The sequence below is a fragment of the Acinetobacter sp. ANC_7655 genome, from assembly GCF_056784015.1.
Genome location: NZ_JBWYJB010000007.1, coordinates 143178 through 159785 on the forward strand (window position 1 = coordinate 143178; position 16608 = coordinate 159785).

The 16608-nt window shown below is 37.0% G+C and carries 12 protein-coding genes; 6 read left to right on the forward strand and 6 right to left on the reverse strand.

The window, feature by feature from the left end:
* Window positions 1-23: 23 nt before the first annotated feature.
* Entirely contained in the window at window positions 24-1346 is a 1323-nt protein-coding gene (paeA, locus tag AC1M9N_RS09385) for a polyamine export protein PaeA (RefSeq protein WP_035267989.1), read from the reverse strand.
* Between the two features lie 141 nt (window positions 1347-1487).
* Window positions 1488-2480: a LysR family transcriptional regulator gene (locus AC1M9N_RS09390; protein WP_035268043.1), complete on the reverse strand. Its 993-nt coding sequence runs from the start codon at window positions 2478-2480 to the stop codon at window positions 1488-1490.
* Window positions 2481-3161: 681 nt separating this feature from the next.
* Here AC1M9N_RS09390 and AC1M9N_RS09395 point away from each other — a divergent pair.
* Together AC1M9N_RS09395 and AC1M9N_RS09400 are read left to right on the forward strand one after the other, a co-directional pair.
* Window positions 3162-4763 carry an isocitrate lyase gene (locus AC1M9N_RS09395; protein ID WP_035267987.1) on the forward strand — a complete coding sequence of 534 codons (1602 nt, stop codon included), beginning with the start codon at window positions 3162-3164 and terminating at the stop codon, window positions 4761-4763.
* 194 nt (window positions 4764-4957) lie between these two features.
* Window positions 4958-5545, forward strand: coding sequence for a 1-acyl-sn-glycerol-3-phosphate acyltransferase (locus tag AC1M9N_RS09400; protein WP_180028109.1), 588 nt, complete (start codon window positions 4958-4960; stop codon window positions 5543-5545).
* A gap of 31 nt (window positions 5546-5576) precedes the next feature.
* Here the strand turns inward: AC1M9N_RS09400 and AC1M9N_RS09405 are convergent, their stop codons facing one another.
* The 4 genes from AC1M9N_RS09405 to trpS all read right to left on the reverse strand — a co-directional run bounded on the left by AC1M9N_RS09405 (window position 5577) and on the right by trpS (window position 10251).
* On the reverse strand, window positions 5577-6314 hold the full coding sequence (locus AC1M9N_RS09405; protein WP_481588071.1) for a sulfite exporter TauE/SafE family protein: 738 nt from the start codon (window positions 6312-6314) through the stop codon (window positions 5577-5579).
* A gap of 169 nt (window positions 6315-6483) precedes the next feature.
* Entirely contained in the window at window positions 6484-8193 is a 1710-nt protein-coding gene (locus tag AC1M9N_RS09410; RefSeq protein WP_481588072.1) for a flotillin family protein, read from the reverse strand.
* An 18-nt stretch (window positions 8194-8211) separates the two neighbouring features.
* Window positions 8212-8850 carry a YqiJ family protein gene (locus AC1M9N_RS09415; protein ID WP_481588073.1) on the reverse strand — a complete coding sequence of 213 codons (639 nt, stop codon included), beginning with the start codon at window positions 8848-8850 and terminating at the stop codon, window positions 8212-8214.
* Between the two features lie 387 nt (window positions 8851-9237).
* Window positions 9238-10251 carry a tryptophan--tRNA ligase gene (trpS, locus tag AC1M9N_RS09420; RefSeq protein ID WP_481588074.1) on the reverse strand — a complete coding sequence of 338 codons (1014 nt, stop codon included), beginning with the start codon at window positions 10249-10251 and terminating at the stop codon, window positions 9238-9240.
* 202 nt (window positions 10252-10453) lie between these two features.
* Between trpS and AC1M9N_RS09425 the strand changes: the two genes are divergently transcribed.
* From AC1M9N_RS09425 to AC1M9N_RS09440, 4 genes are all read left to right on the forward strand, one after another.
* The gene (locus AC1M9N_RS09425) at window positions 10454-11377 is read left to right on the forward strand and encodes a DUF808 domain-containing protein (protein ID WP_481954646.1); all 924 of its coding nucleotides are present in this window, start codon (window positions 10454-10456) and stop codon (window positions 11375-11377) included.
* A gap of 55 nt (window positions 11378-11432) precedes the next feature.
* Complete coding sequence (gene ypfJ / locus AC1M9N_RS09430) at window positions 11433-12332, forward strand: KPN_02809 family neutral zinc metallopeptidase (protein ID WP_092767025.1); 900 nt, start codon at window positions 11433-11435, stop codon at window positions 12330-12332.
* A 204-nt stretch (window positions 12333-12536) separates the two neighbouring features.
* Window positions 12537-14036, forward strand: a complete 1500-nt coding sequence (locus AC1M9N_RS09435) for a cation:proton antiporter (RefSeq protein WP_179998547.1) — start codon at window positions 12537-12539, stop codon at window positions 14034-14036.
* A gap of 577 nt (window positions 14037-14613) precedes the next feature.
* Window positions 14614-16608: Ig-like domain-containing protein (locus AC1M9N_RS09440; protein ID WP_481954647.1), on the forward strand; the 1995-nt coding region annotated here is incomplete at its 3' end.

Genomic DNA, 16608 nt, shown 5'->3' on the forward strand with positions numbered 1-16608 from the left:
CCACCTGAGTGGTGGATAGTGTCTTATTCAACAGTTGATTCTAATTCTGCTTTTTCATCAAGTAATCTGGTCACGAGTAGTTGGTCAATTTTAAAATGGTCAACATCGACCACCTCGAATTTATAACCATTAAATACTACACTATCAGCAGGACGTGGAATCTTACGAAGTTTAAACATCATAAACCCAGCTAAAGTTTCATAGTTTTCATCATCAGGCATTTCATCAATTTCTAATGCATGCTTGACATCTTCAATAGGTGTACTGCCTTCAATCAGCCAAGAATGATCATCCCGCTTGATAATTTGAAGATCTTCATCCGTTGGCGTAACCCAGTCACCCATCACGGTAATCATAATATCAGATAGGGTAATAACACCAACCACCAAGGCATATTCATTGATCACAACGGCAAACTTTTCTTTACTAGATCTGAAGCGATCAAGTAATTCTGACAGTGTAAGTGTATCTGGAATCGTTAATACATTACGGATAGTGGATTCATTCAACTGATTAAATTTTTGATTATTTAAAATACGAATCAAGATATCTTTAGCATCAACATAGCCAATCACTTGATCAATATTTTCATTGCAGACTAGATATTTTGAATAGGGAAATTCAGCCAGTTTTTGACGAATACTTTCTTCTGATTCATTGATGGTAAAGAAAACTACGTTTTCACGTGTAGTCATGCTCGAAGGAACATTTCGTTCTTCAAGTTCAAATACATTTTCAATAAAGTGATGTTCTTGTTTTTGTAAGACACCTGCTTGTGCTCCTGCATCCATTACCGCGGAAATATCATCAAAAGTAATATTATCATCACGAGTAGTATTTACTTTGAATAAACGGAATAAGAGGTTGGCAATTGCATTGATAAACCAAGCTAATGGACGACAAACAGTAATGAATACCTGAATAGGATTAATTAAAGAGACAGCGATTTTTTCAGGTGCAATCATTGCCAATCGTTTAGGCATAAGATCAGCAAATAAAATAAACAGTGATGTCACTAAAGTAAATGACAATGCAAAACCAATTGATTGTGACCAAGGACCATCATAGAAACGATCGACCAAAATCACAAAATAAGGTCTAAATGCAGCTTCACCTAAAATCCCCCCCAAAATTGCAATAGCATTTAAGCCGATTTGCGAGGCAGCAAAGAAATCAGCTGAATTCTCTTGAAGCGTAAGCACTTTTTGTGCACGATCATCACCAGACTCAGCCAAAATTTTCAGTTTCACTTTACGTGATCCTGCAAGTGCGATTTCACTTAATGATAAGAATCCAGCTCCAGCAATCAAAATCATAATGATCACGAAATTCTGAAAGAGGCTCACACGAACACCTTTGTTTTTAAATTATTTAAGAGGAAAGTTTTATCACAAAAAACATAGAGGTAGTGAATTTTTACACTACCTCAATATCATAGTTATTGAGTAAAAAATTTTAAAGTATTGATTTAAATCAGCTCTACTCAATCAAAATTGTGAGAAGTGGGTATTGTTATTTGAAAGAAATTCACGATTTTCTTCCTCAGTCATTTGACGAGCAACATATAAAATCAACTGACGTAACCAACGATGAGCAGGATGATGATGTAATAGAGGGCACCACGCCATTTTGAGTTCAAATTCAGGAATGTAAAATGGAGGGTCTTTGAGCATCAAGTTTTGACTTTTAGCTTGTAGGCGAGCGATTTTCGTCGGTAATGTCGCAATGAGATCGACATTAGACGCTAATAAACCTGGCATTTGATAATGACGTGTAAATACCGAAATTTTGCGTTTTTGACCAATACGCTCTAAAGCTTGATCAATCCAACCTAAACCGGCTTGTTTCTCTGGGTTAACACCAAATCCTACACCCATCCCAGTTTTAGAAACCCAGATATGTTGCGCATCTAGATAACTTTTAAGATTCAAATTATTTACGGCAGGATGCTTATTATTCAGTAAGCATGAAAAGCTGTCACGCCACACCAGAACCTGATGAAAACTTTGTGGAATTTCGTTGAAACGGTTGATGGCAAGATCAACTTTACCTTGTTCCATATCACGATAAGATACATCACTCGGTGTTAGAAAATCTAAAACAACATTTGGTGCTTCTGAACGCAGAGCCTTAACTAAGCGAGGCACAAGTGTAGCTTCAGCATAATCTGAAGTCATGATGCGGAAAACACGATTTGACGTATAAGGTCTAAATTCTGTTCGTGGTTCTAAGATCATGGATAGATCAGAAAGAGCATCACGAATACGAGGCTGTAGTTCTAAAGCCCTTTCTGTAGGAGTCATTCCTTCAGAAGAGCGAATTAAAAGCGGATCATTAAATAAGTTACGAAGACGACGTAAAATATTACTCATTGCAGGTTGAGTAACACCCAATTGTTCTGCTGCACGTGTAACATTCTTCTCTCGCAAAAGAACATCTAAGTAAATTAAGAGATTGAGATCAACCCGCTCAAGATTCATAAAAAAAATACCGAAAATAAATTTTTGAAATCGTGGGGAATTATGCCATAAGCGCTTAGGTTTGTGTGTTTTTATGCTGATTTTTTCAGCAGAATTTAACATATATTCATCAAATTTACGTTTTTTTTGTCATAAGACAGACCCTATACATTTATTTAAGAAATAGGGCTTTAGTTGTTTTTGAAATTACCATGCTATGTTCTAAATTGTTTTTAGGTTTATCTCAATTTAAATGCTTTATTGGTAATTCCATCAATATGGTTCACAGTTTAAAAAATATTCATTTAAAACTAACAGTTTAATAACGATGTTCTGTCAGAAAAGTCAATTGAAGGTTAAAATCTAAAGATGTTTGAAGAAAAATTAAACGTAATGGTGAGCTTGATACTTAAGTCTAATGAATAAGAATCACTCAAATTGTGTTAAAAGTGTACAAATGCTTATTTTATAAATTTTATTAAAATCAATAATTTATATAATGGTATTTCATTTATATTACGACTTTAATCTACATATTTTTTAAATAAATACTGAGAATTAAACGAAAATATTGGATTAATTTCTAGAGTCAATCTAAGCTAAGTCCATAGCAACGAAGCGCTCTAAATCTGAACAATTAATACCGAGTAGATTTAGTCCTTCGATTGATAAATCCTAAAATTATATACAGGGTAAAATATCATGACTACATACCAAACAGCGATTGATGCAATCCGCGAATTAAAAGCAAAATTCGGCAACACTTGGGCAGACATCAGTCCTGAAGATGCTGCACGTATGCAACTTCAAAACCGTTTTAAAACCGGTTTAGATATTGCGAAATACACAGCTGCGATTATGCGTCGTGATATGGCTGCTTATGATGCTGATTCTAGCAAATATACTCAATCTTTGGGTTGCTGGCATGGTTTCATCGCACAACAAAAAATGATTGCGAACAAAAAATACTTCGGTACTACTGAACGCCGTTACATCTACCTTTCTGGTTGGATGGTTGCTGCACTTCGTTCTGAGTTTGGTCCACTTCCTGACCAATCTATGCACGAAAAAACTTCAGTTCCTGCATTGATCGAAGAAATCTACACATTCTTACGCCAAGCAGACGCAAAAGAATTAAACGACTTATTCCGTGCACTTAAAAAAGCGCAAGAAGCGGGTGACACTGCTAAAGCTGCTGAAATCACTTCACAAATCGACAACTTCCAAACTCATGTTGTGCCAATTATTGCCGACATCGACGCTGGTTTCGGTAACGAGGAAGCAACTTACTTACTGGCTAAGAAAATGATCGAAGCGGGTGCATGTGCACTACAAATCGAAAACCAAGTTTCTGACGCGAAACAATGTGGTCACCAAGCAGGTAAAGTAACTGTTCCACACGAAGACTTCATTGCGAAAATCCATGCACTTCGCTATGCATTCTTAGAAATGGGTCTTGACGACGGTATCATCGTTGCACGTACTGACTCTGAAGGCGCTGACTTGACTCAAAAAATCCCAGTGGTTAAAGAGCCAGGCGATATCGCTTCTCAATACATCAGCTACTTAGACACTACTGAAATTGATATTTCAGAAGCGCAAGAAGACGAAATCCTAATCAAACGTGATGGTAAATTACACCGTCCTAAGCGTTTAGCTTCTGGTCTATATCAATTCCGTGAAGGTACTCAAATTGACCGTGTTGTACTTGACTGTGTAACAAGTTTACAGAACGGGGCTGACCTTCTTTGGATCGAAACTGCAACGCCAAACGTTGAAGAAATCGCTCACATGGTGAACCGTGTACGTGAAGTTGTGCCAAATGCAAAACTTGTTTATAACAACTCACCATCATTCAACTGGACGTTAAACTTCCGTCAACAAGCTTACGACCGTTGGGTTGCTGAAGGTAAAGACGTATCTGCTTACGACCGTGCTAAGTTAATGAGCGCTGAGTATGACAATACTGAATTAGCTGCTGATGCTGATGCGAAGATCCGTACGTTCCAAGCTGATGCTTCTCGTGAAGCAGGTGTATTCCATCACTTGATTACACTTCCGACTTACCACACTGCTGCGCTTTCTACACATGAGCTTGCAGAAGGTTACTTCGGTTCTGAAGGTATGTTGGCTTATGTTGCTGGTGTACAACGTAAAGAAATCCGTGGTGGTATCGCTTGTGTTAAACATCAAGCAATGGCTGGTTCAGACATCGGTGATGACCATAAAGAAATCTTCGCTGGCGACAACGCGCTTAAAGCGGGTGACGATGCGAAAAATACAATGAACCAATTCTCAGCATAAGCATTGAACTAATTCAAAAAAACCCTGCGTAAGCAGGGTTTTTTTATTGTTAATGAAATTATTTAACTAAATACATGAGCCAATTTAATTGATGTATAGATAGAAAAACAGCGGTAGTAAAATCTAATACATATTTTGAATAAAAGTAATGCCAAAGCTGTTACAATCCCGAAAATTTACATTTGTATATTTATATGTTTGAAAAATTTGCTGAACAGAGTTTAAATGCATTAGGTTGGGAAATTGATAACCATTGGCCCTTAGATTTAGACCAATGTGTCATGATTGCTGCACCACACACCAGTAACTGGGATGCTTTATACGCGCGATTAGCGCTCAAAGCTTTAGGTGTAAATGTCAGAATTACAATTAAAGACAGCTATATGAAGTTTCCATTTGGTCCTTTTGTCCGGGCTATGGGAGGGATCGGAATTAATCGCCGACCGAAGAAAGAGGGAGAGGAAAGACCAAGCATGGTGCAATTAATGGCAGATCTTTTTAAAGATCATCCAAAATTGGTCATGTTGGTGACGCCAGAGGGAACAAGGTCAAAACAAGAAAAATGGAAAACGGGTTTTTACCATGTAGCAATTACAGCGAATGTCCCAATCGCTTTAGCATATATGGATTACAGTCAAAAAAAATGCGGTGTAGGTAAAATTATTTATCCTACTGGAGATATAGAAGTGGATATGGCAGAAATTATGGAATTTTATTCAAAGATTTCAGCTAAATTCCCCGAAAAATTTAGTGTTGACCAACGATATTCACACAACAGTTAATATATGGAGAAGGCAGAACAATCTGCCTTTTTTAATACAAGAAAATTGCGTTTAGGGTTAAAATAAAGCCTGAAAAAAACAATAAAGTTAAGACAATCGATTTAAATTTTTGCTCAGATATTTGATAAAAAATTTTTGCACCAATGATCGTAGGTAGGCTAACTGCAAAGATCAAAATCCACAAATAAGACAAGTGATTCACGTTAATGGTCTGGTTAAATAAATAGATGATCAAAGTAAAAAGTTGGATGGCAAAATTAAAATGTCGAAGAATGTTGCGTTGCTCATGTTTAGGAAGTTGTTTAAGCATCACCCAAGCCGAGGGAATTGCACCACAGAATCCACCGAGCCCACCTAAAATTCCACCCAAAAAACCAATCAAGCCGTCCATCCTGAGTCTGGTATCTTTTAAACAATGTAGTTGCGGATTAAAGAACATGAGTGGGCACCAAATTAATAAAAATATCCCAAGTAGTAATTTGAACGTGTCTGCATTGATATAATGAAGCAAAAAAGTACCCAAAGGTACTCCAATTAAGCCAGCGATAATATAGACCCAAACGATAGAAGGCTTTATAAAGGTTCTTGGTTCTTTATACATTGAAATGATATGACACCATAGTGATGCACAAACGACCAAGGGGGCGGTGATCTGAGGCGGTAGAATCCATACCCAAAAAGACATCGCAATAAGAGCGAAGGCAAAACCTGTGAGTCCTTGAATAAATCCAGCAAAAATTGCGCCTAGAATAAAGATACATAATGTCATAAGGTGACTGCATCAATTGCTAAAGCAGGAGTAAAAGAAAAATGCATGAGATCGTCGGATAAGGAAAACTGATCAATCCTAAAATAATATTTGTTATCTTAAAAATAATAAGAACAGCAATAGCTAGCAGTAAAGCGAATAAAAGCCCTGAAAATCAGGGCTTTTATTATTAATTGGAGTTAGGTTTTAGGTTTTGTGTTAGACCGTTGATGTCCCCACCCTGAATACCAAGTTCACTCATTAAGCTGTCAATAAGAGGTGCTTGCGAACGATATCTAAGTGCGCTATTCACCACTTGATCTGAAAGTGCAACGGATTGTGATTGATCTGCTTGATCAGCTGAAGTTGTGGCGCCAGTAATGCCACCAAGACCATTCACTTGTAATATCTTGATATCATCAATATTTTCCATTGGTTTAACACTTTCACGGATGATTTCAGGCAAATACTTCAAAAGTGCCAAACGAATTTGCATCTCAACTTGTTCACTTGACAAAATATTATTTGCTTCATTGACTGCGCGTGTCCCTTCAGCATCGACTTGGTATTGTTTTTCTAAAGCTTGAGCCAAAAGAATTTTAGCATCAGCTTCACCTTTAGCTTTCAAGCGGACTTTTTCAGCTTCTGCTTCAGCCGCAGTACGAACAGCTTCAGCCTCATCTACAGCAGCTTGTTTTGATGCCTCGGCAGCCACAGTAATTGAAATAGCATCAGTTTCTGCAGCCTGTTTTGCAGCAACAAGTTCAACCGCTTTAATACGCTCAGCTCGCTGTGTTTCACGAACAGTCACAACTTCTTCCTCAGCTTTCACTGCTTGCGCACGAGCTTGGTCAGCAAGTGCTTTGGCTTCAGATTCAGCACGAGATTTCTCGGCAATCGCGATTGCGCGATCCTGTTCCGCAAGTTCAATGGTTTTCTTTTGTTCTACTTGCGCTTGTTCAATAATTTGTGCTTTTTGAATATTTTGATTTTCGACATCACGTGCAGCTGAAATACGTTTTAATTCAATTTCACGTTCTGCAGCGATTTGGGCTTCTTCTGCCTCACGCTTTTTGGCAGCTTCTTGTGTTGCAATTTCAGCAAGTTGTTCAGCTTTTCGAATCGAAATTTCACGCTCTTGTTGCATCTTTGCGTATTCTTCTTCACGCAGGATTTGAAGGCGTGCTTGTTCAGCCTCTAAATTTTTCGCTTTAATGGCTAAGTCAGCATCTTGTTCAATATCGTTACGTTTTTTTCGACGATCTTCAATAGTTTCTGTTAATTTTGTTAAACCTTCTGCATCAAATGCATTTTGTGGATTAAAAAATTTAAAGCTGGTCTGATCAAGACCTGTTAAAGATACAGTTTCGAGTTCTAAACCATTTTTGAACAGATCTTCTGAAACAACTTGTTGAACTTTCTGAACGAAGTCGACACGTTTTTCATGTAACTCTTCCATAGCCATTTCTGCTGCTACTGCACGCAGGGAATCTACAAATTTACCTTCAACCAAATCTTTTAATTCATTTGGTGACATGGTTTTTTGACCCAAAGTTTGTGCCGCGGTAGCAATCGATTCAGCTGTTGGCTTAACACGAACATAGAACTCAGCCATCACATCTACACGCATTCGATCACGCGTAATCAAGGCTTGATCAGCTGCACGTTTAACTTCTAAGCGAAGGGTATTCATATTGACAGGAATGACTTCATGTAAAACAGGGAGTACAATTGCACCGCCCCCTAATATAACTTTTTCCCCACCAAAACCAGTTCTGACAAATGAAACTTCCTTGCTAGAGCGTTTATATAGTCTTGCAATAATGGTTCCGATTACAACCAGCGCAATGAGAATAAGTCCTGCAATTATAATAATTTGATAAAAATTTGAACTAAACATTTTTTTCTCTAAGTTGATTTATTGTGAAATTGCTTGAAAGCCTTTGAGACTACGTTGTGTAAGTAAGACTTGCTGACCTTGTACGAATATTTCGTCAGCTTCAGGTTCGACTAAAATGTAATGTGTTTGACCAAAGCGATCTTTGAGTTTTGCTTGCGCAGGATAGTGCAGTCGAGCAGTGCCTAAAATGATTTCTGCTCGAAGTCCAATTAGATCGTCGCTATGAATTGCTGTGGTTTCATCTTTAGGGATGATCTGTGCTATCCATCTTGAGAATAGACGTACGAATGGCATACAGACCACAAGAACCAGTGAAGTAATGAGCCAGACTGTTAAAAATGATCCAAATACATGATGGATGATAGATTGGGCTAAGAAGCCAACAATTGAAAAGGTCGTGAGAAAGATGATCAGCCAAATTAATACAGGAATACGTCCAAGATAAAGCCAATCTAAAAATTGAATCCAAATACTAGATTGATGGTCAACGATCATTTCAGGAGAAGAATCTAATGAACTAGGTAGAAATTGCTCTAAAAATCCTTGACTACTGAGACCTGTTATTAATAGAAAGACTTCAAGAATGCCTATAAAAAACATCAAGCAGATACTAATACTGAAGAATAGGTTCGACGGATGTATAAACATGTCCCACATGGGTAGTCTCTTATAGATATTAGAATTTTTATCAAATTTTAATCAAAATAATAAAATAAAGTGACGTAATTATCAATTATATAATATTGATTTCATTTTGAATGGATTCAACATAAAAAAATACGCAGTGATTGGGGTGATCACTGCGCAGAACAACGAATCTGCTTACACAGTTTCGGTTAAGGAGAAATGTTATGAATTTTGGGGGTATTCATAACAGTAATTAAATGATATTCAATTTCATTTAGCAACTCATTGGTAGTCGGGTTAAAACGTGTAAGATTACGTTAATAAGTTTGATTGAAGGTTAATTTTAAATAGGCTAATAAATAGCCATAAAAAAAGCCGCAATGTGATGCGGCTTTAAGTGTGCTTATTTTTTAGGGATTAAAATTTAAAAACACCTAATCCAGCTTTAACTTCATCTAATGTTGCTTGCGTAATATCACGACATTTGTCAGTACCAGTTTTTAAGATATCCATAATATAATCAGGATCCTTAGCAAGCTCCATACGACGTTCACGAATAGGCGTGATCAACTCTTTTAGAACACCTTCAAGGCGTTTTTTGACTGTACCATCACCTAAACCACCACGACGATAGTGATCTTTAAGCTCTGCTACTTCTTCTGGTTTTGGATCGAAAGCATCTAAATAAGTAAATACAACATTACCTTCCACCTGACCTGGATCTTCAATACGAAGATGATTAGGATCTGTATACATAGCATTTACCGCTTTTTTAATGTCTTTATCAGAAGCATCTAAAACAATTGTATTGCCCAATGATTTAGACATTTTAGCTTTACCATCAAATCCTGGTAATCGACCAACATTCGATAGCAGTGCCTTACATTCTGGCAAAAGCTCTTGACCAATCTGACGATTTAAACGACGAACAATTTCATTTGTTTGTTCAATCATTGGAATTTGGTCTTCACCCACGGGCACAATCGATGCTTTAAAAGCAGTGATATCAGCTGCTTGAGCAACTGGATAGCATAAGAATCCAGCTGGGATGTCACGCTCGAACCCACGCATTTGTATTTCAGACTTAATCGTAGGATTTCGTTCTAGTCTTGAAACTGTGACAAAGTTTAAATAAAGCATGGTCAGCTCATTCAAAGCTGGCAAGCTTGATTGAACGCAAATTGTTGTTTTTGTCGGGTCGATCCCAACAGCGAGATAGTCAGTTGCAACTTCAATAATATTACGTCTAACTTTTTCGAAGTTATCAGCATTGTCTGTAAAAGCTTGTGCATCAGCCAATAATAGATGTTGGTGATGGGAATCTTGCAAACCTACTCGTGAACGTAAAGAACCGACAAAGTGGCCTAAATGAAGTTGTCCAGTTGGACGGTCACCTGTCAAAATAACAGGGCGATTATCTTGATTACTCATTTTCTATACCAAAGTCATCAACACTAGGGCTGAATTTTTAAAATTTCGTAATATTGTACGGCATTATTTTTTTTTATGTCAGCATAAAGCATCGAAAGAATCGAATTAAAAACGCCTTATTTGAGATAGTATTAATAATGTTGATACAGAATAAATTGAAATAGAAGAATAAAATTCCAAAAAACAAAGAAGGATAACAATAATGGCAAATAGTTTATTGGTGCTATTAGATGATATAGCCGCCATTCTTGATGATGTTGCGCTGATGAGTAAAATGGCTGCAAAAAAAACGGCCGGTGTATTGGGTGATGACTTAGCACTCAATGCTCAACAAGTTAGTGGTGTGAAAGCCGACCGTGAATTGCCTGTCGTTTGGTCTGTTGCAAAAGGCTCATTTGTTAATAAATTAATTTTGGTTCCATTAGCATTATTAATTAGTGTGATTGCACCTTGGCTTATAAATCCATTATTGATGTTAGGTGGATTATTTTTATGTTATGAAGGTGTAGAAAAAGTAATTCACTCATTACACCATAAAAAAGCTAAAACATCTGAACAGGCCGAAAAAGAACTCGAAAACTTAAATGTAGATCTAGCAACTTTTGAGAAAGATAAAATCAAAGGCGCGATACGAACAGACTTTATTTTATCTGCTGAAATTATCGTGATTTCATTGGGTACAGTTGCAGCAGCTACTTTTGGAATAAAGGTTGCAGTCTTGTCAGTCATCGCAATTTTAATGACGATTGGTGTTTATGGTTTAGTTGCTATGATTGTTAAAATTGATGATTTGGGATTTTATCTCGTCAAACAAACGTCTACATTGAAACAGAGAATTGGTCAGGGCTTACTTGCTTTTGCGCCTAAACTTATGAAGACACTAACCATTGTCGGAACAATCGCGATGTTCTTGGTTGGGGGTGGTATTATTAATCATACCATCCCATTATTTCATCATTTTACTGAAGATTCAGTCGATTATATTGAACATATTCCAAATGTAGGCAGTATCATCGGTGCTTTAACCCCGACGCTCTTAAACTTTGTCATAGGTTTTATTGCAGGACTTATTGTTTTGGTCGTTGTTTCAGGAATACAAAAACTATGGAACGCTAGAAAAGTTTAGAGTTTGATGAAATAACGTATTATATGAAGTTATATGATTAAAAAGGGCTGAGATTATGCGTTGGAAAGGCCGGAGAGTAAGTAGTAATTTAGAAGATCGCCGTGGAGGCGGTGGGGCTAAAGCTGGTGGAATTAGTATTCTCGGTTTAGTTGTTGCATTTGTTGCTTGGAAATTTTTTGGGGTTGATCCACAACAAGCCTATCAGGCAACTAAACAAGTGACTTCTAACAATCAGCAACAAGCGATAGGGATTGAAAACCCAACACCCGAGCAACAAGAAACAGCGGCATTTGTTGGTACGGTACTCGCTGATACTGAAGATACATGGACCACCGTTTTTCAAAAACAGGGAATGCAATACCAAGCACCGAAACTAGTGATGTTTAGTGGTGTAGTCAATTCAGGCTGTGGTACAGCCCAGTCAGCGATGGGGCCATTTTATTGTCCTGCAGACCAAAAAATCTATATTGATACTGATTTTTTTAAAGATATGCGTCAGCAAATGGGTATATCGGGTGAACGAAATCAATCAGAATTATCTACACAAAATGCTGCTGGTGACTTTGCACAAGCTTATGTGATTGCGCATGAAGTCGGACATCATATTCAAAATCTTTTAGGTATTTCAACTCAAGTCCAACAAGCTAGACAACGAGCTACTGAAGCTCAAGGGAACCAATTATCAGTCCGTTTGGAATTGCAAGCTGATTGTCTAGCTGGTGTGTGGGCAAAAGATACACATCAACGAACTCAATTCTTGGAGCAAGGTGATGTTGAAGAGGCAATGGATGCGGCGCATAAGATTGGTGATGATTATCTTCAGAAAAAGGCTAGAGGACATGTGGTTCCTGATAGCTTTACCCACGGCACAAGCCAACAAAGAATGTATTGGTTCGATCGTGGCATGAAAACAGGTGATGTGAACCAATGTGATACATTCAATACCTCAATCTAAATCTACCAAGCAGAATCGATTGATTTTTTTGCAAAGTTAATACATGTAGCCTGCTAATGGAATAATTTATTAGGAAGGCTACACATCTTTAAAAAAAAGGGATTGCGAGTAAACATTCTTTATATAAAATAAATAAATGGCTATAGTTTTTTCATTTAAAATTTAAATGATCTCATTTAAATAAAACATATCATAGAGTGCAAAATGGGCAACTTTTTTTTTCTCCAAGTATTTACAGTGGTTTTTGCCCTCTCAATTGCCACAACCATATTCAATAAACGAATTCTAGGTTTTCCCCAAGCGATAGGGGTGCCAATTGTTTCAGCAATTTTTGTCTTTATTCTGCAATGGGCTGCCAATTTATTAGGGGATAATCGTTTTATCACCATTAATTTGGCAAATATTGAAGAAGCAGTCCGTCATATTGATTTTTATGATTTTCTCGTAAATGGTGTTATTTGCTTCATTCTTACATCGTCGGCATTGAAATTTAAAGTGTCTGATCTAAAAGTGTATTGGAAGCCAATTAGTATTCTTGCCACTATTGCTTTGGTTTTGTGTGCAGCATTGTTTGGTGGATTATTATTTGGATTTCAATATTTGATTGGTAACCCTGTACCAATACTCGTACTTTTATTACTCGGTTCTGCTTTAGGGGCTACAGATCCAATCGGAATCAAAGGGGTACTCAGTTCTGTACGTGCACCACATCATTTAATGGTGAAATTGGAGGGTGAATCACTGTTCAATGATGCAATGTGTATCGCTGTATTTATGACATTGTTGAATGTGCTTGAAGGCGAGCATTTTAGTCTGTTGCTGACACTACAAACACTCCTTTATGAAATTGTGGTAGCTGTAATTATTGGTTTGGTATTTGGTTGGGGGATTTTACGATTGCTTCGCGGGAAGCATGAAATGGAATCATTAATCCTAACGACAGCTTTACTGGCTTGTGGTTCATATTTGGTTGCTTTATTTGCTCATGCATCAGCACCAATCGCATGTGTGATTGGTGGACTTATTGTTGGTAATAAATGGAAAGAAATTTTACAAAATCGTGAAATCCAAGAAGTAAATCACTTTTGGCATACAGTTGAAGGTATCATTAATTCTTTTTTATTTACTTTAATTGGTTTAGAGCTGTTTATTCTTGATCTTAATGCCAGCATGATACTTGGCGGTATTATCGCATTTGTAATTTTACATATTTCACGTTTTGCTGCGAACTTTCTGGCTTTTGCATTCTTCCCATCGTTTCGTAAGAAAAGCTATAACGGTAGCCTAGCAATTTTATCATGGGGGGGAGTAAGAGGAGGGATTTCATTGGCTCTAATTCTTGCGGTTGCTAATGTCCCAGAGTTAAGGCAATACAGTAGTATCTTGATTGGTTATACTTTTATTGTTGTTTTATTATCGGGCGTAGTATGTGGTTTAGGTTTGCCAGCAGTCATGAATGCTTTCTATTACAACCCTAATGAGGAAAAAGAGGGCTTAAAGGGAATATATCAGCGATTATGTAATAAGCTTAATCGTAAAGGATTTAAATATATTGTTGGTGAAGATAGTAAAGGTAATGAGATTATTACGATTTATAATCCTGAAGTGATATTAGATCGGACTTCTGATGATGGTGTGGCAATCGTCCATCATCCCGCTAAAGCTGAAGAGGTGAAGAAGTTAGAAAATCCAGAAAATTTCTAAAAAAATTATATTTAATTGAGGCAAGCATGATAGTGCTTGCTCTTTTTTTTATGAATTAAGCATGATCAATGCAGAAGATAACAGTGATATTGTTTAAATATTTTATTCAGTTACGCAGAATTTTATCGATGAAATATAAAATTAAAATGTGAAAATTACATCATATTTAAAGCAAATTTTATTTCTTAACTTACTAAAAAGTAAGTATTAATTTTCAATATAAAATGAAAAGTATACTAGTTTACTAACATTAAAATGTTAGGTGAGCAAGTTACCGTATGTAGTTAAGCTAAATATAGCAGAAATTATGATAAGTAAGCCTTTGAAATTTGGTGACCTGAAATATCCTAAAAGTAAGTAAAAATATTAATTCTTATGTCATAAGTGTTTGTAAATAAAAGATATATTTTGATTGTGGATGAGCGGTTACAAAAAGCTGATAAAAGACGCAAAATCTATTCGCATTAAATCTTAAAAATGTGATATAAATCTCACTTATAGATAATAGTGTCTATCTTTTTTGTATCTTAGATGTAGAAAGATCGATAAAAATAAAATTTATAAGTGAGAATTTACCATGGCTAATATCTCCATAATATCTAAAGAGAGTCATCAGGTATTAGAGAATGTCAACTCTAGTCAAGTGGGGCTTAACGAAAACTCTGTAGTTGTCGTTCAAGTATCTAAAGATGATGTAGCTTCAATCACTCGTGATAATAATAATGCTCTAATCAATTTGCGTAATGGTGAAGTGATTGTGATTGAAAACTATTTCAATCCTTCATTTGCTGATAACAGCCTCGTATTCCAAGATGAAAGTGGTCAACTTTATTGGGTTAAATTTACCAATGAAGATGGCTCAATTGCAGAAACAATTCTGTATTACCCAATCGAAGAAATCGAACCTCTTCTTTATTCCGATGATTTTATCGGTGGTATTCTCCCTTGGTTAATTGGTGCTGGTGCAGCTGGTGCAATTGCGGCAGTCGCAGATAATGGTTCTGACTCTAATCCTACGCCTAACCCTCAGCCAAAGCCAAATGCATTATTAAATGCACCAATCGTCATTGATGATGTACCAGAGCATATCGGTGAAGTTGCTGATGGTGGTGTAACAAATGATGCTCGTCCAGAAATCAAAGGTTCTGGAGCTCAACCTGGTGCAATCATCAAAATCTATAATGGCGATGAACTAATTGGTGAGACGGTTGCATTGTCTAATGGTGATTGGAGTTTTACACCTGATCAAGATTTAAAAGATGGTATCTATGAGCTTTCTGTCACACAAACTGTAAGTGGTCAAGAAAGTGATAAATCACCGATTAAGACAATCACGCTTGATACTGTCCCACCATCAGACATCACTATTGATGAAATTGGAAATAAGGGTGAAACAAACTCAGAAACACCTAAATTATCAGGTGAAGGTGAGCCAGAATCTAATGTTGAAATAGAAATTAAAGATAAAGATGGGAACGTGGTTGATAAAGAAACTGTTCCTGTTGATAAAGATGGTAAATGGGAATATACACCTGAGAAAAACCTGGATGAAGGTAAATACGAAGTTATCGTAACGCCTATTGATAAATCAGGAAATAAAGGTGAAGAAGAAAAACAAGAATTCAATGTTGACTTAACTCCTCCAGACATAGACATCGATCCAATCCCTACTGATCCTGAACCTGAGGGTTGGGATACAGCAACGAATCAATCAACTTTTGCAATCGCTGCAATCGCAAATACTCTTTCGGAATCGGAGAATAATCCAGTGACTACAACTAAAAATCAAACTCCTACATTTACGGGAACCACTAAAGATAGTGAGAGCGTAAAAGTAGTGATTCGCGATAGTTCAGGTAAGATTATCGCAGAAGGTCCTGCTACAGTGACCAACGGTAAATGGCAGTTTAAATCACCTGTAACATTAGCTGAAGGTGACTATAAACTAGAAGCAACAGCATATGACGCGGCTGGTAATAGTAAAGTCGCTACTTCAAGCTTTACTGTGGATATTACTCCACCTAAAGTAACGATTGAAGAGTTACCACTTACGAACATTGATGCGCCTACCTTTAAAGGTAAAACTGAAGATGGTGCAACACAAGTACGTGTTGAAATCAAGGATGCGGCTGGCAAGGTTGTTCAATCTGCAGTTGTGAATGTTGCAGCCGATGGTAGCTGGACATATAAGCCATCTAAAGCGTTACCAGATGGTACATATAGTGTCGAGGCTTCAGCTCGTGATGCGGTAGGAAATGTAAGTCAACCTGCTAAAACTACGGTTGAAGTTGATACAATCGATCCGGAAATTACAATCGATCCTCTAGAAGATACTAGTGATACAACTCCTGAAATTAATGGTAAGACTGAACCAGGCGCAACAGTAAAAGTTGAAATCTTAGACAAAGATGGCAACCCTGTAGCAACAGGTGATGCGACTGTAGATCCAGAAGGTAACTGGTCGTATACACCGACTGAAGCACTACCAGAAGGTGAATATACAGTTAAAGCTGAAGCGAAAGATAAAGCTGGTAACGTTGGTGAAGCGACATCTAATGGCTCATTTAAAGTT

Bases quoted from the DNA above. Each gene is read 5' to 3' on its own strand.
- AC1M9N_RS09410 (WP_481588072.1), bottom strand. From the start codon at position 8,193: ATGTTTAGTTCAAATTTTTATCAAATTATTATAATTGCAGGACTTATT.
- AC1M9N_RS09400 (WP_180028109.1), top strand. From the start codon at position 4,958: ATGTTTGAAAAATTTGCTGAACAGAGTTTAAATGCATTAGGTTGGGAA.
- AC1M9N_RS09425 (WP_481954646.1), top strand. From the start codon at position 10,454: ATGGCAAATAGTTTATTGGTGCTATTAGATGATATAGCCGCCATTCTT.
- AC1M9N_RS09405 (WP_481588071.1), bottom strand. From the start codon at position 6,314: ATGACATTATGTATCTTTATTCTAGGCGCAATTTTTGCTGGATTTATT.
- AC1M9N_RS09395 (WP_035267987.1), top strand. From the start codon at position 3,162: ATGACTACATACCAAACAGCGATTGATGCAATCCGCGAATTAAAAGCA.
- ypfJ (WP_092767025.1), top strand. From the start codon at position 11,433: ATGCGTTGGAAAGGCCGGAGAGTAAGTAGTAATTTAGAAGATCGCCGT.
- trpS (WP_481588074.1), bottom strand. From the start codon at position 10,251: ATGAGTAATCAAGATAATCGCCCTGTTATTTTGACAGGTGACCGTCCA.
- AC1M9N_RS09435 (WP_179998547.1), top strand. From the start codon at position 12,537: ATGGGCAACTTTTTTTTTCTCCAAGTATTTACAGTGGTTTTTGCCCTC.
- AC1M9N_RS09390 (WP_035268043.1), bottom strand. From the start codon at position 2,480: ATGAATCTTGAGCGGGTTGATCTCAATCTCTTAATTTACTTAGATGTT.
- AC1M9N_RS09415 (WP_481588073.1), bottom strand. From the start codon at position 8,850: ATGTGGGACATGTTTATACATCCGTCGAACCTATTCTTCAGTATTAGT.